We start from the raw sequence: 26,416 nt of genomic DNA, 5'->3' as shown, positions 1-26,416 counted from the left end.
TGACCTCTGGCCGTTACGGCTGGTCGTAGGCCATCCACCTGCGCGCTTGCGCTTTCCCCGCTGCGGGATGTGCTGACTTTGCGTGATGCCGGGCTGTCCTCGAATTCGATAGGGCTGAGGTAGTCGATCCGTTTCTGGATGCGGCGGGAACTGTAGAAGCCGTCGAAATCGGCGTGGGCTTCAATGACCCAGGCCGCCGCGTGTTGGCTTCAATGACTCAGGCCGCGTGTGGTTATATCGCGACAGCGAAGGTGATGACGAGGGCAACTGGCCGACACACCCACCGTCATCGGCTATCTGACGGCACGTGCGCAAGGCCGTATCGGCGCTGCCCACTCCGCATCGCGAGCAGACCCTATGACGGAGACGTAGTAGCTGATCAAGCGACGGTCCTCCGCGACGGCGCGGTCAGTCCCGATCATTCGAGTCAGACCTTCGATGCCGGGTGCTGGCTGACATCTACTCCACAGTTGGGAATACATTTCATGACAGATAGCAATGAAAATGCGCGTACGGAACGACCACACGGGAACTTGAGCAGGCGACGCCTTCTTCAAGGGACAGCGGGAACCTTCGGGGCCGCTCTGGCATCCGCCGGCATTTATGAAATGATCGACAGCATTGCAAAACCACCGGACCGGGCCGCTGCCGGCACCGTCAGCCCGCCCATTCAGGAACAATATATCCTGCAGAACGAGCAGGTGGTCATGGTCAATGGCTCGGGCGTGAAGAGCAGCAACGGCACGATTGCTGTCCGGGTGCCGGCCCTGCACGATCACGTCATTACCGCAAGGCTGAATGTGCCGGCGCACGCTAAGGCGTTGCAGGAGGCGCAGCACCACCTCGAGTCCGCCCTCCTGGGTCTGGAACGCCAACTTCCGCCCACTCCCACAGGAGTGGCCACCACGGTAGCCTGGGGACTTCCCTACTTCCACCACTATGTCCCAACCCTGGGCAAGGCATCTGGCTTCTTCAAGGCGGGAACACCTTACCCAGCGTATCTGCCGGTCGATTTGATGACTTCCAAGACGGAGGGCCATACCGTATATGCGCTGCAGGAGGCCAGGACGTTTCCCAGCGACCAGTCCCCACCTGGCTTCGGGCCGGTCCGCTTGGAACAGAATGACGTGGCCGTGCTGCTCCGCAGTGACTCGCTCGCCAATATCAAGGAAGCCCAAAACGCCCTCTTCGGGCCTGGGAGCAACCAGGCGGGCAGCCTGTTCAAGGTGACGAGTATCCGCCAGGGCTTCTCCGGAGGCGGTTTCTACGGGCAACAGGGCCTGCCGAGCAAACTGGCGCTGGCAGCTAATATCCCCGGCGCACAGTCGATTCCTCGACAGGCACAGGGCTTCCTCGGCTTCGCCACCACCCTGGATTCGAATATGGGACCCGGCAACATCGCCAATCTGGAGACCCTGCCCGGCCTCACCGATCAGTGGCCCAACGGCTACTTCAAGCAGGGGACCACCATGCATCTCTCGCACCTGTTTCAAGATCTGGTGACCTGGTACGAACAGAACTTCCCTCACTACGCGGATCGCGTCCAGGCCATGCTCCAGCCCGGCCTCTCGCCCGCGCCCGCACCGGGCACGCTTGCCCTCCAACCGCCAGGTCAAAGTGAGGCCGAAGTAGCGCAAGGGGTCGAGCGGTACGACGCCTACGGCCACACTGGGAGCATGTCGCAGGTGGACAGCACCACATCAGCGACGACCAGCAATTACGGGAAGGTCTACCCCGCAGGGACGACCATCCCCGTGCGCGGCGATTTCGACACACTGGACAATCCGTTCCACTACACATCCGATCCGACGGCCGACCACTACAGCAAGAAGGAAGCGGCCGGGTTGCACTTCATCTCGTTCCAGCCGACGATCGCACTCTTTAATCTCGTTCGGCTCTCGATGGACGGCCACTATCCCGATATGACACTCCCTATCGCACCGCGCAGCCCCCACGCCGGCATCAACTCGGTCCTGCACACGACCCACCGGCAGAACTATCTGGTTCCACCACGTCGCCATCGCTCCTTCCCGCTCGCCGAGTTCCTCGTCTGACGCGCGCCGGCGCGCCGCGCCCTCAGGGCTGTTGCACGGTTGTATTCCAGCAGCAGATCGTGATCTTGACTGTTGTCCCCGGCGACACCGGTCGGCCGGCTCTCCGACGGTTCGGGAAACCCGCCCGAGGGATGGGGCGCACCCAAACAAGTTCAGTGGTGTCAGCCGTGTGACGCTGTGAACCGGGTCTTCAGAGCCCCAGCAGGCGTTCGGCGTTGAGGTGGGCGATCTTCTCCTTGTCGCCGAGGTTGATCGGCATCTGGTCCAGGAATTGGCGAGCGGCCTTCATGTTGGCGTACGGCCAGTCTGTGGTGAAGAGAATCCGGTCGATCCCGAGCAGGCCCACCATGGCGCGATAGGCGTTGTAGGAAAGACTCCAACTGCCGTCCACCTGACCGGATTCCTGGTTCGCGAAGTCGCCGGCGAGGATGCCGCCGTAGAAATTCTCGCGAAAGTATTCCTTGACGGTGCGCCTGAGGCCGCCATTCACATCCCCCACAAACGAGTAGTCGGTCCGCCATGCCATCCAGCTCAGCGCTTCGAAGTGGTGTCCCGCGATGATCTGAAGAGTGGGGAACCTGTCGAAAACCCCGCCCAGGATCAAACGGATGCAGTGGATCCCGGCGTCGATGTGCCAGCCGAGCCCTGCAGCGGACATATTGGTCGAAACATACGGATCAAATCCGCTGTAATAGGCGTCGATCACCGGCTGCGGCGGCAACGTGGGGTGCAGGTAGATTGGCACGTTGAGGGACTCGGCGCATTCGAACACCGGCCAGAAGAACTTGTCGTCAAGGAAACGCCCGTTGACATGGCCGTTGATCAGGGCTCCCACGAAACGATGGTCGCGGACGGTGCGTTCGAGCTCGCTTGCGGCAGCCGCCGGGTCGCGCATCGGCAAGGTGGCGAAGCCGAGGAACCGCTCCGGATACTTCGCGATCGCGTCAGCGACGGCGTCGTTCGCCTGCCTGGTCAGGTCGACCGCGATCGACGGTTCGAGAATCTCGGGACCGGGGCAAGTGTGCGAGAGGATCTGTACGTCGATCCCCGCCTCGTCCATAGCGGCGATCCGCCCCTCCCCCACATCATAGATGCCTGCCGGCCAGCCTCCTTGCGCGTCCGTCTCGAACCTCCCAGCCTCCTTCCACACGTTGTAGACCAGCTCGCCCGGGCTGTTTTTGTTCGCCTCGTAAATAGCCGGAAGCTTGTAGTGCTCTTCGAAACCGATAACCTTCACGACATCTCCATTGATCAGTGAGCTTTTCCGATCGTGAACCGGAACGGGTAACGGTGGGGCCGTGATACAGAGAGCGGTCGCCGACGGCCGCTGCCGGTCAGCGCTCAAGGATTTCGAAGAGGCGGGGGCCGGTCGCGGTCATGCCCTTTCTGACGCAGTCCGTGAAGTCCTCCAGCGACTCGGCCCGATGTACCTCCAGGCCGTAGCCGCGTGCGATGTCCAGCACGCCGAGACCGGAGATGTCGAGGTAGTCGCCTTCCGGGGCGTGCAGGATCTGGGAGAACTCCTGCAGTGCGCCGTACTTGGTGTTCGTGCAGACCACGAACGTAACGGGCACCTGGTGGCGCGCCGCGGTCCACAGGCCGGACGGGGTGTACTGCATGGCGCCGTCGCCAATGAGGGCGACCACGGGGCGCTCGGGACAGCCGAGGCGCAGTCCGACGGCGGCCGGCAGACCCCAGCCCAGGCCGCCGGCGGCGGAGTAGAACAGCGACTCTAGAAGGCGTCACTGATGGTGACCACGACATCCTTCCTCACACAGGGTGCACGGACACAGCTCCGCCACTATGGCAGCAAATCGCCAAATAAGCTCACGTTATGGACGCGTGGAAGGACGTGTGTCATCCCGACCGTGGACGCATCAGCGGACCTGGTCCTGTTGACGCGCCCCGCGGTCGGCAAGGCGGGGTCTCCCGCCCGACGCTTGCTGGCCACTTGCTGACCAGGACTCGGCGATCACGCCTGTGACCTGCACTGATGCCCACCCTTCAGATCTTCGGCAACAGCATCGAGGATGAACTCTCACTCGGCCACGCCCCTGATCGGCGCCCATCGCCGGCGTCCTCGGCGCCTACCTGCTGCCCTACCCGAGGGCACGGGTCTGGGTCCTCGCCCCCTTCCTCCTCTTGGCAGCGGCGGGTCGCGGACCTGTTCGGCCGACGCCGGATGTTCCCGGGCGGCCTCGTCGCGCTGCGCCGTCCTCGGCGGCCTGCTTCTCGGGCCGGGACTCCCCGATGGCCGTCGGGGCGACGATCACCGGCATCACCATGGGCACGCCAATCACGAGTGCCATCGCCACCGGCGCCCTGGCCGGCACGGGCGCCTCGGCCATCCTCGGCGGTCTGAAGACCGCGCTCTCGGTGAACGTCGCCATCGTGCTCGTCGGGACCCTCACCAGGGCCCTGTTCCTGCGCGGGCGCTAGGTCGAGGGCCCGGTAGCGGTGGGCGGCACGGGCCGTCGCGGACCTTCGGACCACATCAGACAATGTTCACCCAAAAGGTGCGGATCGGGGCGTTTAGAACGTATTCTTACGGTCACGCAAACGGAAGGGCATGGAGGACCGGCACAGCGAAAGGGCAGACTCATGACGGAGTTCCATCCCGCCACCACGACCGACTCCGGCGCGCCGGTGGAGAGTGATGAGCACTCTCTCACCCTGGGCCCGGGCGGGCCGGTCCTGCTGCAGGACGCCTACCTGATCGAGCAGATGGCCCAGTTCAACCGGGAGCGGATCCCCGAGCGCCAGCCGCACGCCAAGGGGAGCGGCGCCTTCGGCCACTTCGAGGTGATCGAGGACGTCAGCGCCTACACCATGGCAGCCGTGTTCGAGCCGGGCACCCGCACCGACCTGGTCATCCGCTTCTCGACGGTCGCCGGCGAGCGCGGCAGCCCCGACACCTGGCGTGACCCCCGCGGCTTCGCGGTGAAGTTCTACACCACCGTGGGCAACTACGACATGGTCGGCAACAACACGCCGGTGTTCTTCGTGAAGGACCCGATGAAGTTCCAGCACTTCATCCGCTCCCAGAAGCGTCGCGCGGACAACAACCTGCGCGACCACGACATGCAGTGGGACTTCTGGACGCTCTCGCCGGAGTCCGCGCACCAGGTCACCTGGCTGATGGGAGACCGCGGCATCCCCCGCACCTGGCGCCACATGAACGGCTACACCTCCCACACCTACATGTGGATCAACGCCAAGGGCGAGCGGTTCTGGGTGAAGTACCACTTCAAGACCGACCAGGGGATCGAGTTCTTCACCCAGCACGACGCCGACCAGATGGCCGCCGTCGACACCGACTACCACATGCGCGACCTCTTCGAGCACATCCGTGACGGCGACTTCCCCAGCTGGACGCTGTACGTGCAGGTCATGCCGTACGCGGAGGCCGCGCACTACCGCTTCAACCCGTTCGACCTCACCAAGGTGTGGCCCCATGGCGACTACCCGCTCATCCCGGTCGGCCGGATGACCCTGGACCGCAATCCGACCGACAACCACGCGGAGATCGAGCAGGCGGCGTTCCAGCCCAACAACTTCATCCCCGGGATCGGCCCGAGTCCGGACCGCATGCTGCTGGCCCGGCTGTTCTCCTACGCGGACGCCCACCGGCACCGCATCGGCGCCAACTACCAGCAGCTTCCCGTCAACGCGCCCATCGTCGACGTCCACAGCTACTCGAAGGACGGGGCGATGGCGTACCGGAAGACGACCGATCCGGTGTACGCCCCGAACTCCAAGGGCGGCCCCGTCGCCGACCCCGCACGCTTCGGCCCGCCGCCCAGCTGGGCGGCCGACGGCGAGATCGTCCGTGCCGCCTACGTCTCCCACCCCGAGGACGACGACTGGGGGCAGCCGGGCACACTGGTCCGGCAGGTCATGGACGACGCCGCCCGGGACCGTCTGGTCGACAACGTCGTCGGACACCTCCTCGACGGGGTCACCGAACCGGTCCTGGAACGGGCCTTCACGTACTGGTCGAACATCGACGAGACGGTCGGCAAGCGCATCGCCGACGGCGTGCGGTCCAAGGCCGGCTAGGCGTACTGAATCGCGCGCCGTGCCGGGGTCCGGCGTGGTGCCTTGCTGCCGTGCTACCCGCTGCCGTGCGGGCCGGGCCTGCCGCCAGGTCGCGGGACGTCACGGCAGCGTGGCCGTGCTGGAGGCCGGAGCCAGGTCGTCCCCGTCGTCCGTCAGCGTGGAGACCGCGGCGAAGACGTAGAGACACCCCGCCGTCGCCACCGCGAGACCGGCCAGCAGCGGGGTCCAGGCCCTGAGCCTGGCGGCGGCGGTCCGGCCGCGGAACTGCCTCTCCATGACGGTGAAACCGCGGATGGTGGCCACACCGACACCCGTGAGGGTCAGCGCCATCCCGACGCCGAACGTGAGCACGATGGCCAGCGCGCCGAGCGCCCGGCCCGTCAGCAGACCGCTGACGAAGATCAGGAACGCCGACGGCGAGGGCAGCAGTCCGCCCGAGAGCGCCAGTGCCGCAAGGCCCTGGCGGGACCATGGGTTGGTCAGCTGCTCCACGTGGTGGTGGGCGTGGGCGGCGGTGGCGTCCCGCGAGTCCGTCTCGTGGTCGTGGTGTTCGTGGGAGTGCCCGTGGTCCTGGTGCTCGTGGGACTGCCCGTGCCCGTGACGGTGAAGATGCCCAGGGGCGTGGCTGTGCCCGTGCGCCTGGCCGTGCCCGTGCCCGTGGGAATGCCCACGGCCGCGGAGCTGCCGGTGGATCAGGCCCACCCCCACGATCGCGACGACCACTCCCGCGGCGGCCTGCATCCACGCGGTGGCGGTCTTGGTGCTGACCGCCGTGCTGCTGATGCCCACCCACAGCAGCGCGAGCACCAGCACCGAGAAGGTGTGCATCGTGGCAACGATCACGCCGAGGCGTACCGCGTCCTTGTAACGGCCCCGCGTTCCCACCAGGTACGCGGCGGTGATGCTCTTGCCATGGCCGGGGGCAACGGCGTGAGCGGCGCCGACGCCGAGCGCGACGACCAGGGCGACCCAGAAGAGCGCGTGCCCGTCGAAAAGGGCTATCAGGTGGTTGTCGAGACGTCCGATGCCTGTCATGCGTTGCTCCTGGTGCCTGTACCTGTGCCTGTAGCGGGGCCGGCGCTCGTCAGGGCCTGCGCACCTGGGCCGTCCGGGGTTGCCGGGGACGCGGCGGGCCGGCCGGGTCCCGAGGTGGTGGTACCGGCACGGGCAGCCGTGCGACGGCGCGACCGGTGGAGAACCCACCCGCCGATGGCCAGGGCGGCGGCGAGAGTGCCGGCGGAGAAGACCGCGACCGTCCTGCGGACGCTCCCCCCCGAGGCCGTGAACCGTACGTGCGCGGTCGGCTGGGCAGAGGTGAACAGCGTCTGCCCCGACTGGGCCGGCCCCTGAGAGGTGAGCATGGTCCGGTATGCCGGGTGAAGGTCCGTGAGGGCGCTGATCGTGACGTCCACCTCGACCACGGGGTCCGGACAGGCGAAGGCGAGCTGGGCCCCTTGGGCGGGGAAGTCCTTCATCGCCCCGACCACGGTCGCCCGGCAGGGCCGGCCGTCCTGACCCACCGCGATGTGCTTGAGCAGGTAGGCCCGAACGGCCGGCGACTCCCGCAGTCGCTGCTCGAACGACAGCGCCGGGGAGCCGCCCCCACCCTGGGCGTCGAAAACCCCGAGAGACTGGCCGAGCGTCACCCAGTCCAGCTTGTCGGTGTTCCAGGCGAGCAGAAGACGGGAGCCCTGGACGCTGACCCTGGCGGTGGACGGTGGACCGAACGGGTGCGCGGCCGCGGAAGGAGCCGGCCCCGCGAAGACGGCGAGGACCGCCAACGCCGCCCCCGCCAGAACGGTGCCCGACGACAGCCGGACCGAAGCCCTCGAACGGGCGGGAAGCTGCAGGGACACGGTGCGGTTCTTTCGTGCGGTCGGTGACGTTCGGCGTTCGATGACGCGACGTTCACACGGCACTCTGTCCAACCGACCGGACACGTGACCGACCATCATGTGGAGACCAGATGAACGTGCGGCCCCCGAAACACGTACGGGCCAGGGTCGTTTCACCCCATCGCGGCTTGCGCGGACCCGTAGATCGGGAGGATCTGGTCCAGGCTCGTGATGGTGAAGATCTGCCGGATGTCGGGGTTGACGATGACCAGCCTCAGGACGCCGGCGCGCGCACGGATCCGCTTGTGGATGCCGACGAGGAGCCCGAGGCCGGTGGAGTCCATGAAGGTCGCCCCGGTCAGGTCGACGATGAGACGGTGCCGGCCCGCCTGGATCCTTTTGCCCAGGTCCTCGCGGATGCGGGGCACGGTGTACACATCGACCTCTCCCCGGATCTCGACGACGGTCCACTCGTTCTCGTCGCGGTGACGAATAAGGAATTCGGGATGCATGCCTCACCCAACGGCACAACCTTGGGGAGAGGTTGCGGGCCGTGCCTGGCGCACGCGCGTTCTGCATATGCGCGAACGACTGACCACAACCGCGAGCCGACCGCCGTCGCCGCCGCACTCGGCCACCTCACCGCCCGCCTCGCCCTCGCCCAGACCTGCGACCGATCCCAACTCGACCCGGCGTGACCGGATTTGATCCATTAGCCAACAAGCGGTGCGCGCGTCCCGGTGGGGCCGGTGTCGGGGGACCGGATGAGGCGGGCGGGGTTCCGGTTGCGACTCGACCTGGGAGGGTGATCGTTGGGCCGGACGGTGCCACAGGCCTCGACTCCGGCCCCGGAAGAGCCTTCCCGTTCGGATCCACCGTGACGTGTACCTGCGAGTTTCCGCCACTCCCCGCAAATTGGTCACAAAAATCACACAAAGACGTCACCATGTGACAGACGGATGCCTCGGCGACCGGTCTTCGAGGGGACGACCGGCGCCGAGCGAGGGGGTGCGTCCGCTCCGTGGGAACTGTACTCACCCCTGCCCGGGGGGAGGACTTCGACCGCATGAAGAGGACCATGCGCACGACCGCGCTCACCGTGAGCGCGCTCGTGGCCGCGCTCGGCATGCCCGCGGGGGCCGCGCACGCCGACGGCACCGCGCCACGCGTCGACCTGCGGACGCTGATCGTGAGCGACGGCGGCCCGGCCACCGACGCGATCGCGGCCGAGCTGGACACCGCGGGGACGCCGTACACCAAGATCGACCTGAACCAGTCCGGCAGACCCGTGATCGACGCCGGTTTCCTCGCGGACACGGTGGACGGACGGCCGCGGGCCAGGTTCCAGGCCGTCGTGCTGCCCAACGACAACCCGTTCCCGGCGGACTCGCCCGAGATGGCGGCGCTCGCGGACTACGAGCGCACGTACGACATTCCGCAGGTCGACGCCTACACCTACGCCCGCCCGGAGGCGGGGTTGCAGTACCCGGACTACTCCGGCGACGTCGACGGCGTGCGGGCCGAGGTGACGGCCGCCGGCAAGGCGGGCCCCTTCGGCTACCTGAAGGGCACCGTGCCCTTCGAGGACATCTCGCCCACGGTGTCCGAGAGTTACGCCTACCTCGCGCGTCCTGCCGACGGGGCGGACTTCACGCCCTACCTCGAGGCTCCGGTCCCGGGGCAGTCGGCGCGCGGCTCGCTGGTCGGCGAGTACCGGCACGACGGGCGGCGCGAACTGGTCGTCACCTTCGTCTACAACCAGTACCAGCAGCAGTTCCAGCTGCTGGCCCGCGGCATCGTCGAGTGGATGACCGGCGGGGTGCACCTGGGCGCCTCCCGCAACTACTTCGCCGTCCACGTCGACGACGTCTTCGCCGCCGACGACCGTTGGGACACCGAACTCAACTGCACTCCCGGCGACGTCGACTGCCCGGACGGCGCGGGCACGCCCGACCCGATCCGGATGACCGCCGCGGACGTCGACCACGCCGTCGCCTGGCAGCGCGACCACGACTTCACCCTCGACCTCGTCTACAACGGCGTCGGCAGCGTCGACCAGCGCGCCGAGCACAACGGGGCCGACGCGCTGGCCGACCGGCTGATCGCCGAGCGCGGCGAGTTCCGCTGGGTCAACCACACCTACACGCACGCCTTCCTCGGCTGCGAGCAGGACGTCACCGTGGTGCCCTGGCGGTGCGCGTCCAACGCGGACGGCAGCACCAAGTGGGTCAGCCGCAAGGACATCTCCGACGAGATCGCCAACAACCGGCAGTGGGGTCAGAGTGTCGGACTGCCCCTCCAGAACGACGAGTTGGTTACCGGTGAGCACTCCGCGGTCTGAAGGTGCTGCCGCAGCAGCCCGACGACAACCCCAACCTGGCGCCGGCGCTCACCGACAACGGCGTCTCCTGGCTCGCCTCGGACAACTCCCGCGACCCGGTGCTGCGCAAGGTCGGCAGCGCCACCACCGTCTCCCGCTACCCGATGAACATCTTCTACAACGCCGGACGGGCGGCCGAACAGGTCGACGAGTACAACTGGATCTACACCAGCCGCGCCCAGGGCGGCAGCGGCATCTGCGAGGACAACCCGGCCACGACCACCTGTCTGCCGGCCCCGCTGGACCCCGCCACCGGCTACACCGACCACATCGTGTCGCTGGAGACCCGCATCGCCCTCGGGCACGTGCTCGCGGGCGATCCCAAGCCGCACTTCATCCACCAGTCCAACCTCGCCGAGGACCGCCTCGCCTACCCGGTCCTGGCCGGCGTGCTCGACGGCTACCGCGCGCTGTTCGCGGACGACACCCCCGTGGTGAACCTGCGGATGAAGGACATCGGCGTCGAGATGCAGCGCCGCGCGGACTGGCGGACGACTCTGGGCAACGGGCAGGTGACGGCGTACCGCGTCGGCGGCACGGTCACGGTCTCGGCCCCCGCCGGGGTGACGGTCACCGCCACGATGCCGGCCGGCACCACCCTGTCCGGCCACGCCTTCGGCTCGGCGTACGCGGGGGCGCTGTCCGGCTGGACGGCCTCCACGGGGCAGCCGCTCACGCTCGGGCTGCCGTCGTCCGCCGCCGCACCGCACACCGCCGCGAAGGCGGCCCAGCACGGCCCGGTCACCGTTCCCACACCCCGCACCCGCGTCCCCGCGGGTGTGAGCGAGCCGCCCGCGCAGAACACGGCGGGCTGAAGCGCGCCACCCACGGGTCCCGGCCGCCACCCGGCGGCCGGGACCGGCACGACCACTCACACCTCGGCCGTGGAGCACTGCGATGCACATTCAGCACGGCGCGCGCCCCGCTGTCCCGACGCGCGTCACCCTGCGCACCGAAGGAACCTATCCCCACAGTCACGGCGGCGTCAGCGTCTGGTGCGACCAGCTCGTCCACGGCATGCCCGACCTGGAGTTCGACGTGCTCGCCGTCACCGGCACCGGCCGCGAGCCGCTGGTGTGGGACCTGCCCGCACATGTGTCGCGCCTGGTCACCGTCCCGCTGTGGGCCGACCCTCCCGCGGGCCGCCCACCGCGAGGACGCGCGCGCAACCGGCTCACCGGCGCCTACGAGCGGTTCCTGACCGCGCTGCTCGACCCGTGCGCGGAGGACGGGTTCGCGCCCGCGCTGCGCACGATGGCGCGGGCCGCCGCCGACGGCGGCCTGAGCGCCTTCCTCCGCGGCGACCGGGCCCTCTCCGTCCTGACCGCGGTCTGGAACCGGCCGGGACTGCTGGTGCGCGAGGCCCGGCCGACCCTGCACGACGCGCTCACCGCGGTCGGGCTGCTCGAACACGCGCTGCGCCCGCTGGCCGCGCCGCCGCCCACGAGCGGGGTGGCGCACGCGGTCAGCGGCGGAGTCGCCGTCCTGCCGGGTCTGACCGCCCTCGAAGAGCACGGGGTGCCGCTGCTGCTGACCGAGCACGGGGTGTATCTGCGCGAGCGCTATCTCGGTCACCGCACCGCCCCCTACCGCTGGCCGGTGAAGGCGCTCGTCCTGGGCTTCTTCAGACTGCTGACCCAGGAGAGCTACCGCAGGGCCACCCTGATCACCCCGGGCAACCGCTACAACCGGCTGTGGGAGGAGGAGGGCGGCGCCGCACCGGAGTCGATCCGCACCGTCTACAACGGCGTGGACCCGGCCGCGTTCCCGCCGGCCGGACCGGAGCCGCAGGTGCCCACCCTCAGCTGGGCGGGCCGGGTGGACCCGATCAAGGACCTGGAGACCCTCATCCGCGCCTTCGCCCTGGTCCGGGCCGAACTGCCCGAGGCCCGGCTGCGGTTGTTCGGCGGCACGCCGCGCGGCGGAGAGGCGTACCGGGCCCGCTGCGAGGCCCTGGCAGCCGAGCTCGGACAGGCGGACGCGGTCAGGTTCGAGGGACGGGTGAAGGACATCAAGGACGCCTACGCCGCCGGCAACGTGGTGATGCTCTCCAGCATCAGCGAGGGGCTCCCGTTCACCCTGATCGAGGCCATGTCGTGCGGGCGGGCGACCGTCTCCACGGACGTCGGCGGGGTACGGGAGGCCGTCGGCGACACCGGTCTCGTGGTGCCGCCGCGCGACCCGGCCGCCATGGCCGCCGCCGCGCTGCGCCTGCTGGACGACCCCGGGCGCCGCAGGGCGATGGGGGAGGCGGCCCGGCTGCGCGTGATCGAGCAGTTCACCCTGCGCCGGACCATCGAGACGTTCCGCGCCATCTACCTGGACCTGGCGGAGGGCGGACCGCGCACCCACCTGGCGGCGGACGCCGCCGCCCCGGGGGCCCCGGCCGCTCCCGCCGCCCCGGCCGGCCCCGTCAGCCCGGCCGGCCCCGTCACCGGGAGCGTGGCGATATGAGCGGACCGATGGCACTCGAACCGGACGCGTCCGGGCCGGACACGCTCGCCCTGCGGCTCGCCCGGAAGGCGCCGCGCCCGCACCGGACGGACGACAGCACCCTCGCCCTGCGGCTGCCGGGGCACGGCCCGGACGACGACCAGGTCGACCGGCTCGCCGCCGTGCTGGCCGACCGCGTCGGTCCCGCGGTGCACCCCTACGAGGTGGCCGCGCTGCTGGAGGCCGAGGGCCTGTCCACCGACGTCGTCCGGCGCCGGTACGGACATCCGAACCTGTTCTCCCTGGCCACGGCGCTCTACGAGAGGGTGCCGCGGAGCTTTCCCGAGCCCGCCCGGGCCGCGGACCCATGGCGTCCGGACCATGTGCGCTGTCTGCTGCGCGGCGTCCTGTTCGCCCTGCCGGGGCTGGCCTATCTGCTCGCCGCCCCGCTCTGGCACGCCGAGGAGCACGCCCCCGCCCTGGTCGTGGCGCTGATCGTGTCCTGGTCCTGGGGCCAGGCGGTGGGGCATCGCGCCCAGCTGCGGAAGGCCGCGGCGCCGCGGGAGGCCGGGCGCACCCTGCTCGTGGGGGCGCCGCTGGGCGCGGTGACGGCCACGGCCGCCGCGGTGCCGTTCTCCGGCACGGGGCAGGTGCTCTGGGTGGTGGCCGCGCAGTCCGCGTACCTCGCCGCGGCGGGCGTCCTGCTGGTGCTCGCCCGGGAGCGGTGGCTCCTGGCCGCGCTCACCCCGCTGGTCGCCGGCGCGGCGGTGCTGCCCTGGTGGGAGCCGGGACCGCTGCTCCGCGCCGGTCTGCCACTGCTCGCGCTGCTGACCACGCTCACCGCCACCGCACGGGCCGTGCGGGTCCTGCTCGCCGCCCCGGCCGCCGCCCACGGCCCACGCCCGGCGCTCACCGCCTCACTCCCCTACGCCCTGTTCGGCCTGGCGGCGGCGGTGCTGGTGCTGCTGGAGGGCCGCCGGCACCCGTACGCGGTGATCGTGCTGACCGTGAGCATGGGGCCGGCCGAGTGGCTGCTGTACCGCTACCGCGGCTGGTCGCTGGCGGCCCTGCGGCGTACGGCCACACCCGCCGCCTTCCTGCTGCGTTCGGTGGGGGTCCTCGGCCTCTGCCTGTCCGCCTACCTCCTGCCGCTGCTGCCCGCGGCCCTGCTCACCGGGGCCGACCCGACCGAACTGCTGCTGCTCGCCGCCACGTTGTGGACGGCCCTGCTGCTCCAGGCGTTCGGCGTGGCCTGGCCGCCCGCGGTCGTCTGCCTGCTCGCCGCGGGCTGCGCGGGCGCGGTCACCCTGCTGCGGCTGCCACCCGGGCCCGCGGTGCTCGCGCCGTGCTGCGCGGCGGCGGCGCTGTGCCTGTCGGGGTACGTGCTGTGGCGGCTCGGCCGGCCCGCCCCGCACCTGTGACCGTCCCGGACCGCGGAACGCTCCGGCCGCCGCAGCTCCCCGTGCCACCGCCCCCACCGCGACTGCCGCAGCACCGCGGCTGGCTGCGGTGATCCACCGAACGCCCTGAAGGGACACGAGAGTTGACATCCGCACCGCTCGCCGCCGTCACCGGAGCCGAGGGCTTCATCGGCTCGCACCTCACCGAAGCGCTCGTCGCCTCCGGCCACCGGGTCAGGGCGATGGCCCAGTACAACTCCTTCTCCTCCTACGGGTGGCTGGAGACCCTGCCCTCCGACGTCCTGGACCAGGTGGAGGTCGTGCTCGGCGACGTGCGCGACCCCGGCTCGGTCCGCGGCCTGCTCGAAGGGGCCGACTGCGCCTACCACTTGGCGGCCCTCATCGCGATCCCGTACTCCTACCAGGCCCCGCACAGCTATGTGGACACCAACGTCACCGGCACGCTCAACGTGCTGGAGGCGGTGCGCGCCCTGGGGACACCCCGGCTGGTGCACACCTCCACCAGCGAGACGTACGGCACCGCGCGTACGGTGCCGATCACCGAGGACCACCCGATCAACACGCAGTCGCCGTACGCCGCTTCGAAGGCGGGCGGGGACCGGCTCGCCGACAGCTACCACGCCAGCTTCGGCACGCCGGTGGTGACGCTGCGGCCGTTCAACACCTTCGGACCGCGGCAGTCGATGCGCGCGGTGATCCCCACCGTCATCGGCCAGGTGGCGGCCGGACAGCGCACCATCACCCTGGGCGACCTGCGTCCCACCCGCGACTTCACCTACGTCGCGGACACCGCGCGGGCGTTCCTCGCGGTGGGCACGGCCGAGGCCGGACGGGTCGTCGGGCGCACCTTCAACGCCGGGACCGGCGGGGAGATCTCGGTCGGCGACCTGGTCGCGCTGATCGGCAAGGTCATGGACACCGCCGTCGACGTGCGCGAGGACACCGAGCGCCTGCGGCCCGCGGCCTCCGAGGTGATGCGGCTGGTCGCGGACGCGACGCGGCTCGCCGAGGCGACCGGCTGGCGGCCCGCGCACACCCTGGAGCAAGGGCTCGCCCACACCGTGGAGTTCTTCCGCGACCCGGCCAACCTGGCCCGCTACAAGACCGGCATCTACAACATCTGACCCTCGTACGGCCCGTCCACGAAGGAGAGGCCCCATGCACGCAGTCATCCTGGCAGGAGGCAAGGGCGTCCGGCTGCGGCCCTACACCACGGCGCTGCCCAAGCCGCTCGTGCCCATCGGCGACCAGCACGCCATCCTCGAGATCGTGCTGCGCCAGCTCTCGGCGGCCGGATTCACCACGTGCACCATCGCCATCGGCCACCTGGGCGAGATCATCCGCGCCTACGTCGGCGACGGCTCGCAGTGGGGGATGAAGGTCGACTACTCCACCGAGGACAGCCCGCTGGGGACCATGGGTCCCCTGCTGACGATGCTCGACCGGCTGCCGGACACCTTCCTGGTGATGAACGGCGACGTCCTGACCGACCTCGACTACGCGGACGTACTGCGCAGGCACCGGGCCTCGGGCGCGCCGCTGACCATCGCCACGTACGCCCGCAAGGTGCACATCGACTTCGGGGTGCTGACCACCGACGCCAGCAGGGTCGTCGCCTTCACCGAGAAGCCGAGCCTGGACTACCGGGTCTCGATGGGGGTCTACGGACTGTCCCGTGCGACGCTCGACAGCTACACGCCCGGCCTGCCGCTGGGCTTCGACGAACTGGTCCTGGACCTGCTCGCGGACCAGCGTCCGCCGCACGCCTACGAGTTCGACGGATACTGGCTGGACATCGGCCGGCCCGACGACTACGACCAGGCCAACGCCGAGTTCACCACCCGCAAGTCCCTGCTGCTCAAAGGAGCCTGAACCACGCATGCGCATCCTCGCCCTGGGCTCCACCGGCTATCTGGGACAGCACGTGACGGCCCGTCTGCGTGCCCTGCCGGGCGTGCGGGTGCTCACCGCGGGCCGCTCCCCGGACGCCGACGTCGGGGTCGACCTCGCCGGCGACCCGCCGGAGCGCCTGGCCGAACTCCTGGTGCGGGCGGCACCGAACGCCGTGGTCAACTGCGCGGGTGTGACCGGCGGGGACGGGGTCGCGCTCGCGGAGGTCAACGCCCGCGGCCCGGCCGTCCTGTGCGCGGCGCTGCGCGAGGCGGCCCCCGCCGCCCGCCTGGTGCACCTCGGCTCGGCCGCGGAGTACGGCCCCGGGCGGCCCGGCACGAAGGCGACCGAGTCGGCCGGCACCTGCCCGCTCGGCCCGTACGGCGCCACCAAGCTCGCGGGCACGGTCGCCGTGACCGCTTCCGGTCTGGACGCGGTGGTGCTGCGCGTCGGCAACCCGGTGGGCCCGGGGGCACCGGTCACCGGACTGCCCGGCCGGATCACCGCGCTGCTGCGCGAGGCCGGCCCGGATCCGGAGGCGGTGCTGCGGCTCGGCGACCTGTCCGCCCACCGGGACTTCGTGGACGTGCGCGACGTCGCCCGGGCGGTGGCGCTGGCGGTCACGGCCGGCGGTCCGCTGCCACCGGTGCTCAACATCGGCGGCGGCGAGGCCGTCCGGGTACGCCGTCTGGTGCGCGAGCTGGCCGCTCTGGCCGGCTTCCGGGGCCGTGTCGAGGAGGACGGGGGCGGCTCCGCCCGATCGGCGCGGGTGTCCTGGCAGTGCTCCGACATCGGCGCCGCCGCCGAGGCCCTCGGCTGGCGGCCGTCGTACACCCTCGGCGAGTCGCTGGCCGCGCTGTGGACCGCCGCCGAGCCGGGAGCGCACGCCCCGGGAGTCGAGGTCGTCCGGTGAGTCTGCTGATTCCGCTGTACGTCCACCCGGCCGAGGACCCGGGCGCCTGGCACCGTCTGATCAGGGGGGCGGCGCGCACGTACGCGGTCGTGCTGAATCCGGCCAGCGGGCCGGGCGCGGGTCCGGACCCGGCGTTCACGGCGGTGGCCGAGGCGCTGCGGGCGGCCGGTGCCCGGCTGCTCGGCTACGTGGACACCGACTACGGAACGCGTGCCGCGGCCGAGGTCGCCGACGAGGTGCGCCGGCACCGCGAGTGGTACGCGGCCGACGGCTGCTTCCTGGACCGCGTGACGGCGGCGCCGGACGGGCTGCCGGCCTGCCGGAAGCTGGTCCGGTCGGCCCGCCGGCTCGGCGCCGGGACCGTCGTGCTGAACCCGGGCGTCCATCCGGCGCCGGGCTATGCCCGGATCGCCGATCTGACGGTCACCTTCGAGGGCCACTGGTCGACGTACGTGTCGGCCTTCAGCCGTCCCGCCTGGACGGCACGGCAGCCCGCCGAGCGGTTCTGCCACCTCGTCTACGGGGTGCCCGAGGCGCTCGTGCCGCTCGCGGTGCAGACCGCGTGCACGCGCGGGGCGGCGGTCTGCGGGCCGGTGACGGGAGAACAGCCAAACCCGTGGGCCGGGTTGACGCCGGCGCTGACCGGGACGGTGCGATGAGGATCAGGACACTGACCTGCGCGGCGGCACTGGCCGCGCTGGCGGCCTCCCTGCTGACCGGGTGCTCCGGCGCCGGCGGGGAGGAGGGCGGGGCCGCACGGCCCGGCTCGAGGACGGCACCGGGCGGCCCCGGCCACCCGACGGACCCGGAGGCGACGCCTTCTCCGACGACGTCCGGCGCTTCCTCCCGCGCCCCTCGTGAGGCGCTGTGGCGGCCGCGGCCCGGCCTGGCCTGGCAGTGGCAGCTCGACGCCAGAGCCGACCCCTCGGTCGACGTGCCCGTCTACGACATCGACGGCTTCGAGAACACCACGGCGGACGTGGCCCGCCTGCACCGGGCCGGCCGCAAGGTGATCTGCTACATCAACGTCGGCGCCTGGGAGGACTTCCGTCCCGACAAGGACGCTTTCCCGCGCTCGCTGCTCGGCGAGGCCAACGGGTGGCAGGGCGAGCGCTGGCTCGACATCCGCCGCGTCTCCGTCCTGCGCCCGATCATGGAGCGGCGGTTCGACATGTGCCGGGACAAGGGCTTCGACGCGGTGGAGCCGGACCTGGTGGAGGGCTACTCCCACCACACCGGCTTCCCGCTCACCGCACGCGACCAGCTCCGCTACAACCGCATGATCGCTGAGATCGCCCACGAGCGCGGCCTGTCGGTGGGTCTCAAGAACGACCTGCCGCAGATCCCGCAGCTCGTGGGCGACTTCGACTTCGCCGTCAACGAGGAGTGCGCGCAGTACCGGGAGTGCGAGCGGCTGAGCCCGTTCGTGGCGGCCGGCAAGGCCGTCTTCCACGTGGAGTACGCGGTGCCGGCGGACCGCTTCTGTCCGCAGTCGCGCAGGCTGGGACTGTCGTCGATGCGGAAGAAGCCGGAGCTGGGGGTGTGGCGCGAGCCCTGCTGAGCCGGCTCGGACGCGGGCCCGCTCCCGGTCAGACCGGTTCGGGGGTCTTGGTCTCCTCGCTGAAGTCGATCTCCGGCGGCGGGGTCCGGAACAGGCGGGTGAGGTAGGCGAGGTAGAGCACGCCCAGGGCGAGCCAGATCAGGCCCAGGGTGATGGCCTTGCCGTCGAGGCGGGTCAGCAGATAGACGTCGACCGCCGCGCCGATCAGCGGGAAGGCGACGTGGGTGAGCGGGTTGAGCCTGCGCCCCGCGCGGCGCTCGCGCGCGAACATGGCGATCACGCTGAGGTTGACCGAGGTGAACGCGGTGAACGCGCCGAAGTTGATGAACGAGGTGGAGGTCGCCACGTTGAGCCGCAGCGCGACGAGCCCGATCGCCCCCGTCAGCACGATGTTGACGGCGGGGGTGCGGAACCGGGCGTGGACGAACCCGAAGAAGCGGCGCGGCAGCACTCCGTCCCGGCCCATCGCGAACAGCAGGCGGGAGGCGCTGGCCTGGGCGGCGATGCCCGAGGAGAACTGGGCGACCACCAGGCCGGCCAGGAAGATCGAGGAGAACAGGCTCCCGGCGATCGTCTTGGCGATCTCGAAGGCGGCCGAGTCCGGGTCGGCGAAGGTGCTCCCGGGGTGGACGAGCTGGGTCGTGTAGGCGAGGAGGACGAAGATGCCGCCGCCGATCAGGGCGATGAGGATGATCGCGCGGGGGATGGTGCGCCGCGGCTCGACGGTCTCCTCGGTCAGGGTGGTGACGGCGTCGAAGCCGAGGAAGGAGTAGGCGGCGATGGCCGCTCCGGCCGAGACGCCGACCAGGGTGCTGTTGTCGTTGAGGAACGGCGTGGCGCTGAACAGCGCTCCGGTGCCCGAGTGGCGGAAGACGTGGAGCAGCGAGAAGAGCGCGAAGAAGCCGATGACGAGCACCTGGAAGGTCATGAGCAGGTCGTTGGTCTTCTCCGCGGTGCGGATGCCGCGCACGTTCAAGGCGGTCGTGAGCGCGATGAAACCGACGATCCAGACCCAGGAGGGCACGCCGGGGAACTGGGCGTGCAGATAGGCGCCCCCGATCAGCCAGATGACCATGGGCAGGAAGAAGTAGTCGAGGAGCGTCGCCCAGCCGACGAGGAAGCCCGCCCTGGAGTCGATGGCCCGCCGCACGTAGGTGTAGGCCGAGCCCGCCACCGGATGGGCCGCGGCCATCTTGCCGTAGCTGTGCGCGGTGAAGATCATCGCGACCATGGCCAGCAGATAGGCGGTCGGCACGGTGCCGTTGGTCGTCTGCGCGATGACTCCGTACGTGCCCAGCACGATCAGGGGGGTCATGTAGGCGAGGCCGAAGGCGACCACTGATCTGAGGGTCAGGGTCCGGTTCAGCGTCGGGGTGGGGTGTTCCATGGCGGGGCTCCAGGGGGCGCGAAGGGGCCGGGCGGGCTTGCGGGGATGTGTCGGCGGGCGCGGGGGACAAAGCCGGGCGCGGGGGACGAGGCGGCGGGCAAGCGGGGCGGTCAGCCGTCGGCGCGGCGGTCCGGGTTCCAGCGGCGGGGGTCGATCCGGCCCTGGTACAGCGGCAGCTCGATCGGGGCGTCGCCGTCCTGGAACTGGTCCCACACGCGGTTGAGGCCCGCCGTGCCGTGGGTCCGGACCCGGGTGACGTCATCGAGGTCGAGCACATCGGTGAGGACGGTGGGCAGGGCGTCGGGGGCCTCGACCCGCACCCGGCCCTCCGGGTCCACCACGAGGCTGCGGCCGGTGCCGACCGGGCCCGCGGTGTTGACACTGATCACGTAGACCTGGTTCACCAGGGCGTTGGCCCGGGCCAGGACCAGTTCCTGGGCGCGGTCGGCGGTCGTCGTCATCACCGGATTGACGATCACCTCGGCGCCCATCCAGGCCAGATGCCGGGAGACCTCGGGGAACCACGCGTCGTAGCAGATCGCGAACCCGATCCGGCCCGCGTCGGCCAGGTCGGCCACGACGAAGCGGTCGCCGGGGTCGTAGGGCTCGTAGGGGCGCCAGGGGAAGATCTTGCGGTACGAGGCCGCGAGCCGGCCCTCGGGCGAGAAGGCCAGCGCGGTGTTGAACAGCTCGCCGCCCGGGCCGCGCTCGCACACGCTGCCGGGCAGCAGCCAGACGCCCAGGTCGCCCGCGAGTTCGGCGAGCATCCTGGACCGTGGGCCGTCCAGCGGCTCCGCGGCCTCCCGCAGCTGGGCCTCCCGCTCCTCCCGGGAGCCCTCCACGCCGCACAGGTGCAACTCGGGGTGGACCACCAGCCGGGTCCCGGGGAATCGCGCGAGGAGGTCCTCGACCTCGTCGGCGAAGCCGGCCAGCGGCGCGCGGGAGGAGCGCGGAGGGGCCTGTGCGAGGGCGATGGGCAGGGGCCGGGACACGGGAGTCACCACTTTCGGACAGCAGACGGCCTGATGGCCAAAAAAATAGAGCACGATGAGCACTTAAACAAGAGTGTTCAAGATGAGCACTTTTTGAGTACGGTGTCGCCATGCCCGGCTCCCCTGTGAACTCCCGTCCGGCGCGCGAGAAGCAGGCCACGCACGGTCTGAACGCGCCGCCGCTCACCGCCATCCGGCGGCTTTCCGCCCTGGACGCCGTACGGGCCCGTATCGCGCTCGCCGTCGATCTCGGGCTGCTGGCGCCCGGTGAGCGGCTGCCCGGCAGCGACCGGATCGCCGAGGCCCTCGGCGTCTCCGAGATCACGGTCCGCCGGGCCCTGGTGGCCCTGTGCAAGGAGGGCGTGCTGGAGCGCAGACGCGGACGCACCGGAGGAACGCTGGTGGCCGAGCGGCCCGCGCACTCCACGGTCGGGGCCGTCGAGACGTACCGGGCGGCATCCGCCGACGTGCACCAGCTGATCGACCACCGGCTCGTCCTGGAGTGCGGGGTCGCCCACCTGGCCGCGGTCCGCGGTCTCGACACCGAGTCCGCGGAGGAACTGGACCGGCTGGTCGAGGAGATGGACCGGGCCCCGAGCTGGGCGGAGTTCCACGGCTGCGACGAGCGGTTCCACAGGGCGGTGGCCGCCGCGACCGGACTCGACTCCGTCGCCGAGCCCTACGGCGCCGTGCTCCGGGAGCTGTACCGCTACTACCTGCCCTACCCGCTGGACTTCCTGCGCCACTCCAACGACGAGCACCGCGCCCTGGTGAAGGCGATCGAGCGCGGGGACGCGGCGGAGGCGGCCGAGGTGGCACGCCGGCATGTCGAGGACCTCCACAGGAGCATGTTCATGGACCTCCTCGACCGGCGCTGACCCGCGCCCCCGGCGGCGATCACACTCAAGAGCACGACCGCGGAGCCGGCCACGGCCGCAGGCGGTGAAGGAGGATGCGATGTCCGCCGCGCACAAGGAGCGGGCCCGGGCGGCCGAGCAGGCCGACCGGCTGGCGGCGCAGGGGGTGAGCGGGGTCGTCCTCACCATGGTGGACACCGCGGGCATCACCCGCGTCAAGACGGTGCCGGTCTCGGCGCTGCCCGACGCCGTGCGGTGGGGTGTCGCCATGCCGCCGGTCTTCGACCTGTTCCTGGCCGACGACTCCGTCACCACCGGCGGGCACTCCGGCACCCCCGAGGGCGACCTGCGGCTCCTGCCCGACCTCGACCGGCTGACCCCGCTGGCCGCGCAGCCCGGCTGGGCCTGGGCGCCGGCCGACCGCCACGACCAGCGGGGCGCCCCGTACCCCGGCTGCCAACGGCTGTTCGCGCGGCGGATGACCGAGCGGGCCGCCGCACGCGGGCTCGCCCTGCGCATGGGCTTCGAGACCGAGTGGGTGGTCGGCCGGGACCCGGACACGTCCCCGTCGCCGACCTCGTCCTCGTCGCCGTCCCGCCCGGCTTCGGGCCCCGCGTACGGCATGGCACGCTTCGTCGAACTGTCCGACTACCTGCGCGACCTGCTGGACGCCCTGGTCGCGCAGGGTGTCGCCGTGCAGCAGCTGCACCCGGAGTACGCGCCCGGCCAGTTCGAGGTGTCCGTGGCACCGGAGGACCCGGTGGGAGCGGCCGATCTGGCGGTGCTCGTGCGGGAGACGGTCAGGGCGGTCTCCGCGCGGCACGGGCTGACGGCCTCGTTCGCCCCGGTCGTCGAGGCGGGAGCGGTCGGCAACGGGCGCCACCTGCACCTCAGTCTCTGGCAGGACGGCCGGAACCTGTGCCGGGACGGGGACGGCCCGCAGGGGATGACGGCGGTCTTCGAGGCATTCCTCGCGGGCGTCCTGCGGGAGCTGCCCGCGCTGCTCGCCCTGGGTGCGCCCGCCGCGGCCAGCTATCTGAGGCTGGAACCCTCGCGCTGGGCCGGCGCCTTCCAGTGCTGGGGCCCGGAGAACCGTGAGGCCGCGATCCGCTTCGTCGCCGGGGCACCGGACGCCGACTGGGCGGCGAACGCCGAGATCAAGAGTTTCGACGCGGCGGCCAACCCCTATCTGACGGTGGGCGCCGTCATCGCCGCCGGCCTCGCCGGAATCGACGCCGCCGCGAGCCTGCCGCCGCCCGTGGTGGGCGACCCCGCCCAGGTGGGAGGGGTGACACGGCTGCCCGCCTCGCTCACCGAGGCGCTGGCGCACTTCGAGCGCTCGGCGGTGCTGCGCGAGGCGCTCGGAGAGTCGCTGTTCGGCGCGGTCGTCGCGGTACGCCGTGCGGAGGCCGCCCGGTTCGAAGGGGCGACGCCGCAGAGCATCGTGACGGCCACCCGACTGCTGTACTGACGGCGGACGGCGCGCCACCGAAGGAGCCGTCGACCCGGCCCTCCTCCCCCGGTGCGCCGACACCGGGGGAAGGAGTGGCGGTCAGCGGGCGGTCTGCGTGTGGACGTACTCGACGAGGTGGGTGAGCGCGTCGGGGTCGGTCGAGGGCATGACACCGTGGCCGAGGTTGAAGATGTGGCCCTCCAGGCCGGCGGCCGCGTCCAGCACCTCCCGGGCCTTGGCCTCCATGGCCTGCCGGGGGGCGAACACCACGGTCGGGTCGAGGTTGCCCTGGAGCGCCTTGCCGGGGCCGACGCGGCGCACGGCCTCGTCGAGCGGGACCCGCCAGTCGACGCCGACGACGTCCGCGCCCGCCTCCCCCATCAGACCGAGCAGCTCGCCGGTGCCGACGCCGAAGTGGATGCGCGGGACGCCGTACCCGGCGACGGCCTCGAAGACCTTGGCGGAGGCCGGCAGCACCGAGCGGCGGTAGTCGACGGGCGAGAGGGCGCCGGCCCAGGAGTCGAAGAGCTGCACGGCGCTCGCGCCGGCCTCGATCTGCACCTTCAGGAAGGCGGTCGTGATGGCGGCGAGGCGGTCGAGCAGGTCGGCCCACAGCTCGGGGTCGCCGTACATCATCGCCTTGGCGTTCTCGTACGTCCGGGAGGGACCGCCCTCCACGAGGTAGCTCGCGAGGGTGAAGGGAGCGCCGGCGAAGCCGATGAGCGGGGTGGCCCCGAGTTCGCGGGTGAGCAGACCGATCGCCTCGGTGACGTAGGAGACGTCCTCGGGGGTCAGGTCGCGCAGCCGGGCCAGGTCCGCGCGGGTGCGGACCGGCTTCTCGACGACCGGTCCGATGCCCGGCTTGATGTCCAGGTCGATGCCGATGGCCTTGAGGGGCACGACGATGTCGCTGAAGTAGATCGCCGCGTCCACGTGGTGCCGGCGGACCGGCTGGAGGGTGATCTCGGCGACCAGCTCCGGACGCATGCAGGACTCGAGCATCGGGATGCCCTCGCGCACCTTGCGGTACTCCGGCAGGGAGCGCCCTGCCTGCCGCATGAACCACACCGGGGTGTGCGGCACGGGTTCACGCCTGCACGCCTTCAGGAAGGCGGAGTCGTAGGTGGCTGTCTGCGGCTGCCGGCTTGCGGGCGTCTGGTTGGCACTCACGCCCGCAAGTCTCGCATGCCCCCGATGACGCGAAGGCCCCGGTGTGCGGCCCCGGACGGCACCGCCGCCGACGGCGGGGTGTCTTGCCTGCACGAAGGCCCGGTTCCCCTTAATCTTCCCGGCATGGCTGCGGCTCAGGGACGACTGTCGGACGGCACGGGCGGAATGGATGATCCGAAGGATCCGGGAAACGGGGACGGTGATGGGGGCAGGACGGCTCAGGCTCCGTTGCCGTTCCGGGCGGCGGTCGACGCGCTGAGGGCCGCGCGGCTGCGGCCGCAGCTGGAGATCGAGCAGGTCCCGCCGCCGCAGCGGCTCGCCCCGTACACGTACGCGCTGGAGGCCGCGGTCGTCGACGGGGAGCAGGACCTGGCCGACGGCCGGCTGGTGCTGCTGCACGACCCGGCCGGGCACGACGCCTGGCGGGGCACGTTCCGGCTGGTGACGCTGGTGCGCGCGGAGCTGGAGGCGGAGATGGCGGCGGACCCGCTGCTGCCGGACGTGTGCTGGTCGTGGCTGACGGGGGCGCTCCAGGCGCGCGGGCTGGTGTACGGCGAGCCGAGCGGGACCGTCACGCGTGCGAGCTCCCACTACTTCGGCGGGCTGTCGGCGCGCCCGTCCGCCTCGCAGATCGAGATCCGCGCCTCCTGGACGCCCCGGGAGGGGCTGGGCGGAGTGCCGGACACCGCGTCGCACCTGGCGTCCTGGTGCGATCTGCTCGCGCAGGTCGCCGGGCTGCCGCCGGCCGGTCCGGGCGACGCGTCGGTGGTCACGCTGCCGCAGCGGCGCGGCCCGCAGCCGCGCTGACGGCGGACCGGCACACACGCGCGTACACCCGTCCGGGCGCCTTACCGGCTTCTTGCCGTTTCTTTGTCGATACGGCCACTTTCCGGCAGGTATCGCTCTCGAACGACCCCGAGAACGACCCAAGCGAACCGATTCGACCTTCGGATTATCGGCAATATGTTCGAATTAAACGCTCGACCACTCACCAGATCGTGATCATTCTCTAAAGGACACCGGGTTTGCTGCCGAAGACGACTGTGACCTTGCAAGCACGGTTCTTCCCGGCTTCATCCCCACAAGCCGGCCCCGTCCCCCCACCCCCAGGAGGCCTGGTGTCCGTTCTCCTCGAGCAGCCCGCAAGCCTGGTCGCCTACCGCCCGAACAAGCCGACCGCCATGGTCGTCGTGGCGGACCCGCGCGTCCGTTCCACCGTCACCCGTCACCTGTGGGCGCTCGGAGTCCGTGACGTCATCGAGGCGTCGTCCGTCGCGGAGGCCCGCCCCCGTATCGGCAATCCACGCGACATCTGCGTGGCCGACGTCCACCTGCCCGACGGCTCCGGGCTCACCCTGCTGTCCGAGACCCGCGCCGCCGGATGGCCCAACGGCCTCGCCCTGTCCGCCGCCGACGACATCGGCGCCGTCCGCAACGCTCTGGCCGGCGGTGTCAAGGGCTATGTCGTCACCGGCACCCGCACCAACGTCGGGCTCCCCACCCGGCCGGGCGCCGCCCCCATCGGCGCCGCGGCCGCCCGACTGCACCGCCGCCCCCCGGGTGCCCCGAGCCACCCGGGTGGTTTCCGCGAGCTGTCCGGCCGCGAGGTCGAGGTGCTGCGGCTGGTCGCGGAGGGCCAGTCCAACAAGGCGATCGGCGTCTCGATGGGCCTGTCCGCGCTGACCGTCAAGAGCCACCTCGCCCGCATCGCCCGCAAGCTCGGCACCGGCGACCGGGCCGGCATGGTCGCCGTGGCCCTGCGGACCGGCATCATCCACTGACTCCCCGACCGTCCGGACCGTCCTGGCTGCCCCGACCAGCCCCTTTCCCGATCCGCCCGCCCCTGTCCCCGATCCCCCGCTCCCCCGGTCGCGCTCCGCGCGTGCCCCCTGCCGGTCGTGCACCGGACACATCACCCGCCTGACCGGTTTACGACCCCCCGGCGCCCGCCGACGGAACGTTCCGTCGGCGGGGGGCCACCACCCCACACACAGCTTTGTCAGGTGGCTAA

22 protein-coding genes and 1 pseudogene are annotated in these 26,416 nt (G+C 71.1%); 15 read left to right on the top strand and 8 right to left on the bottom strand.

Features of this window, described 5'->3' with window-relative positions; genetic code table 11:
• The first annotated feature begins 608 nt into the window (after positions 1–608).
• The gene (locus ACTYVM_RS20980) at positions 609–2,054 is read left to right on the top strand and encodes a DUF7405 family protein (RefSeq protein WP_445527388.1); all 1,446 of its coding nucleotides are present in this window, start codon (positions 609–611) and stop codon (positions 2,052–2,054) included.
• A 190-nt stretch (positions 2,055–2,244) separates the two neighbouring features.
• On the opposite strand, the gene ACTYVM_RS20975 is transcribed toward ACTYVM_RS20980, so the two are convergent.
• Positions 2,245–3,291 carry an amidohydrolase family protein gene (locus ACTYVM_RS20975; RefSeq protein WP_445527387.1) on the bottom strand — a complete coding sequence of 349 codons (1,047 nt, stop codon included), beginning with the start codon at positions 3,289–3,291 and terminating at the stop codon, positions 2,245–2,247.
• 97 nt (positions 3,292–3,388) lie between these two features.
• Positions 3,389–3,781, bottom strand: a complete 393-nt coding sequence (locus ACTYVM_RS20970) for a thiamine pyrophosphate-dependent enzyme (protein WP_445527456.1) — start codon at positions 3,779–3,781, stop codon at positions 3,389–3,391.
• 523 nt (positions 3,782–4,304) lie between these two features.
• On the opposite strand from ACTYVM_RS20970, the gene ACTYVM_RS20965 reads away from it, so the two are divergent.
• Both ACTYVM_RS20965 and ACTYVM_RS20960 read left to right on the top strand, forming a co-directional pair.
• Complete coding sequence (locus tag ACTYVM_RS20965) at positions 4,305–4,493, top strand: hypothetical protein (RefSeq protein ID WP_445527386.1); 189 nt, start codon at positions 4,305–4,307, stop codon at positions 4,491–4,493.
• Positions 4,494–4,655: 162 nt separating this feature from the next.
• Positions 4,656–6,113 (top strand): catalase, encoded by a 1,458-nt coding sequence (locus tag ACTYVM_RS20960; RefSeq protein ID WP_445527385.1) that lies wholly within the window; start codon positions 4,656–4,658, stop codon positions 6,111–6,113.
• A 99-nt stretch (positions 6,114–6,212) separates the two neighbouring features.
• Here the strand turns inward: ACTYVM_RS20960 and ACTYVM_RS20955 are convergent, their stop codons facing one another.
• The 3 genes from ACTYVM_RS20955 to ACTYVM_RS20945 form a co-directional block, all read right to left on the bottom strand.
• Complete coding sequence (locus tag ACTYVM_RS20955; RefSeq protein ID WP_445527384.1) at positions 6,213–7,148, bottom strand: nickel/cobalt transporter; 936 nt, start codon at positions 7,146–7,148, stop codon at positions 6,213–6,215.
• Entirely contained in the window at positions 7,145–7,969 is an 825-nt protein-coding gene (locus ACTYVM_RS20950) for a hypothetical protein (protein ID WP_445527383.1), read from the bottom strand. The genes ACTYVM_RS20955 and ACTYVM_RS20950 overlap by 4 nt, the downstream gene beginning before the upstream one ends.
• Positions 7,970–8,121: 152 nt before the next feature.
• On the bottom strand, positions 8,122–8,460 hold the full coding sequence (locus ACTYVM_RS20945) for an STAS domain-containing protein (RefSeq protein WP_445527382.1): 339 nt from the start codon (positions 8,458–8,460) through the stop codon (positions 8,122–8,124).
• 554 nt (positions 8,461–9,014) lie between these two features.
• Here ACTYVM_RS20945 and ACTYVM_RS20940 point away from each other — a divergent pair.
• The 8 genes and pseudogenes from ACTYVM_RS20940 to ACTYVM_RS20905 all read left to right on the top strand — a co-directional run bounded on the left by ACTYVM_RS20940 (position 9,015) and on the right by ACTYVM_RS20905 (position 18,546).
• Positions 9,015–11,143 (top strand): annotated as a pseudogene (locus tag ACTYVM_RS20940) (hypothetical protein).
• Between the two features lie 82 nt (positions 11,144–11,225).
• On the top strand, positions 11,226–12,782 hold the full coding sequence (pelF, locus tag ACTYVM_RS20935; RefSeq protein ID WP_445527381.1) for a GT4 family glycosyltransferase PelF: 1,557 nt from the start codon (positions 11,226–11,228) through the stop codon (positions 12,780–12,782).
• Positions 12,779–14,182 carry a hypothetical protein gene (locus tag ACTYVM_RS20930; RefSeq protein ID WP_445527380.1) on the top strand — a complete coding sequence of 468 codons (1,404 nt, stop codon included), beginning with the start codon at positions 12,779–12,781 and terminating at the stop codon, positions 14,180–14,182. Before pelF ends, ACTYVM_RS20930 begins: the two co-directional genes overlap by 4 nt.
• A gap of 122 nt (positions 14,183–14,304) precedes the next feature.
• Positions 14,305–15,306, top strand: a complete 1,002-nt coding sequence (locus tag ACTYVM_RS20925; RefSeq protein WP_445527379.1) for a GDP-mannose 4,6-dehydratase — start codon at positions 14,305–14,307, stop codon at positions 15,304–15,306.
• Positions 15,307–15,340: 34 nt separating this feature from the next.
• Positions 15,341–16,054: a nucleotidyltransferase family protein gene (locus ACTYVM_RS20920; protein ID WP_400027061.1), complete on the top strand. Its 714-nt coding sequence runs from the start codon at positions 15,341–15,343 to the stop codon at positions 16,052–16,054.
• A 7-nt stretch (positions 16,055–16,061) separates the two neighbouring features.
• Positions 16,062–16,985 carry an NAD-dependent epimerase/dehydratase family protein gene (locus ACTYVM_RS20915; RefSeq protein ID WP_445527378.1) on the top strand — a complete coding sequence of 308 codons (924 nt, stop codon included), beginning with the start codon at positions 16,062–16,064 and terminating at the stop codon, positions 16,983–16,985.
• Positions 16,982–17,644 carry a spherulation-specific family 4 protein gene (locus ACTYVM_RS20910; protein ID WP_445527377.1) on the top strand — a complete coding sequence of 221 codons (663 nt, stop codon included), beginning with the start codon at positions 16,982–16,984 and terminating at the stop codon, positions 17,642–17,644. Before ACTYVM_RS20915 ends, ACTYVM_RS20910 begins: the two co-directional genes overlap by 4 nt.
• A complete protein-coding gene (locus tag ACTYVM_RS20905; protein ID WP_445527376.1) occupies positions 17,641–18,546 on the top strand; it encodes an endo alpha-1,4 polygalactosaminidase in 906 nt (301 codons plus the stop codon). The genes ACTYVM_RS20910 and ACTYVM_RS20905 overlap by 4 nt, the downstream gene beginning before the upstream one ends.
• A gap of 28 nt (positions 18,547–18,574) precedes the next feature.
• On the opposite strand, the gene ACTYVM_RS20900 is transcribed toward ACTYVM_RS20905, so the two are convergent.
• Together ACTYVM_RS20900 and ACTYVM_RS20895 are read right to left on the bottom strand one after the other, a co-directional pair.
• Complete coding sequence (locus ACTYVM_RS20900) at positions 18,575–19,933, bottom strand: APC family permease (protein ID WP_445527375.1); 1,359 nt, start codon at positions 19,931–19,933, stop codon at positions 18,575–18,577.
• Positions 19,934–20,043: 110 nt separating this feature from the next.
• Positions 20,044–20,925 carry a carbon-nitrogen hydrolase family protein gene (locus ACTYVM_RS20895; protein ID WP_400027053.1) on the bottom strand — a complete coding sequence of 294 codons (882 nt, stop codon included), beginning with the start codon at positions 20,923–20,925 and terminating at the stop codon, positions 20,044–20,046.
• A 110-nt stretch (positions 20,926–21,035) separates the two neighbouring features.
• On the opposite strand from ACTYVM_RS20895, the gene ACTYVM_RS20890 reads away from it, so the two are divergent.
• Both ACTYVM_RS20890 and ACTYVM_RS20885 read left to right on the top strand, forming a co-directional pair.
• Positions 21,036–21,803 carry a FadR/GntR family transcriptional regulator gene (locus ACTYVM_RS20890; RefSeq protein WP_445527374.1) on the top strand — a complete coding sequence of 256 codons (768 nt, stop codon included), beginning with the start codon at positions 21,036–21,038 and terminating at the stop codon, positions 21,801–21,803.
• 79 nt (positions 21,804–21,882) lie between these two features.
• A complete protein-coding gene (locus ACTYVM_RS20885; RefSeq protein ID WP_445527373.1) occupies positions 21,883–23,253 on the top strand; it encodes a type I glutamate--ammonia ligase in 1,371 nt (456 codons plus the stop codon).
• Positions 23,254–23,334: 81 nt separating this feature from the next.
• On the opposite strand, the gene hemE is transcribed toward ACTYVM_RS20885, so the two are convergent.
• Positions 23,335–24,405, bottom strand: a complete 1,071-nt coding sequence (gene hemE / locus ACTYVM_RS20880; RefSeq protein WP_445527372.1) for a uroporphyrinogen decarboxylase — start codon at positions 24,403–24,405, stop codon at positions 23,335–23,337.
• A 123-nt stretch (positions 24,406–24,528) separates the two neighbouring features.
• Between hemE and ACTYVM_RS20875 the strand changes: the two genes are divergently transcribed.
• Together ACTYVM_RS20875 and ACTYVM_RS20870 are read left to right on the top strand one after the other, a co-directional pair.
• Positions 24,529–25,212 carry a DUF3000 domain-containing protein gene (locus tag ACTYVM_RS20875; protein WP_445527371.1) on the top strand — a complete coding sequence of 228 codons (684 nt, stop codon included), beginning with the start codon at positions 24,529–24,531 and terminating at the stop codon, positions 25,210–25,212.
• Between the two features lie 311 nt (positions 25,213–25,523).
• Entirely contained in the window at positions 25,524–26,186 is a 663-nt protein-coding gene (locus ACTYVM_RS20870; protein ID WP_100572546.1) for a response regulator transcription factor, read from the top strand.
• Positions 26,187–26,416: the final 230 nt, after the last annotated feature.

This window comes from Streptomyces cyslabdanicus, assembly GCF_052663305.1.
The sequence above is the reverse complement of the archived record's forward strand: the minus strand, read 5'-3'. Positions and strand labels throughout refer to the sequence as shown.

Excerpts from the sequence above, each read along its gene's own strand:
- ACTYVM_RS20980 (WP_445527388.1), top strand. The coding sequence starts at position 609 with ATGATCGACAGCATTGCAAAACCACCGGACCGGGCCGCTGCCGGCACC.
- ACTYVM_RS20965 (WP_445527386.1), top strand. The coding sequence starts at position 4,305 with ATGGCCGTCGGGGCGACGATCACCGGCATCACCATGGGCACGCCAATC.
- ACTYVM_RS20960 (WP_445527385.1), top strand. The coding sequence starts at position 4,656 with ATGACGGAGTTCCATCCCGCCACCACGACCGACTCCGGCGCGCCGGTG.
- ACTYVM_RS20955 (WP_445527384.1), bottom strand. The coding sequence starts at position 7,148 with ATGACAGGCATCGGACGTCTCGACAACCACCTGATAGCCCTTTTCGAC.
- ACTYVM_RS20945 (WP_445527382.1), bottom strand. The coding sequence starts at position 8,460 with ATGCATCCCGAATTCCTTATTCGTCACCGCGACGAGAACGAGTGGACC.
- pelF (WP_445527381.1), top strand. The coding sequence starts at position 11,226 with ATGCACATTCAGCACGGCGCGCGCCCCGCTGTCCCGACGCGCGTCACC.
- ACTYVM_RS20930 (WP_445527380.1), top strand. The coding sequence starts at position 12,779 with ATGAGCGGACCGATGGCACTCGAACCGGACGCGTCCGGGCCGGACACG.
- ACTYVM_RS20920 (WP_400027061.1), top strand. The coding sequence starts at position 15,341 with ATGCACGCAGTCATCCTGGCAGGAGGCAAGGGCGTCCGGCTGCGGCCC.
- ACTYVM_RS20915 (WP_445527378.1), top strand. The coding sequence starts at position 16,062 with ATGCGCATCCTCGCCCTGGGCTCCACCGGCTATCTGGGACAGCACGTG.
- ACTYVM_RS20905 (WP_445527376.1), top strand. The coding sequence starts at position 17,641 with ATGAGGATCAGGACACTGACCTGCGCGGCGGCACTGGCCGCGCTGGCG.
- ACTYVM_RS20900 (WP_445527375.1), bottom strand. The coding sequence starts at position 19,933 with ATGGAACACCCCACCCCGACGCTGAACCGGACCCTGACCCTCAGATCA.
- ACTYVM_RS20890 (WP_445527374.1), top strand. The coding sequence starts at position 21,036 with ATGCCCGGCTCCCCTGTGAACTCCCGTCCGGCGCGCGAGAAGCAGGCC.
- ACTYVM_RS20885 (WP_445527373.1), top strand. The coding sequence starts at position 21,883 with ATGTCCGCCGCGCACAAGGAGCGGGCCCGGGCGGCCGAGCAGGCCGAC.
- ACTYVM_RS20875 (WP_445527371.1), top strand. The coding sequence starts at position 24,529 with ATGGCTGCGGCTCAGGGACGACTGTCGGACGGCACGGGCGGAATGGAT.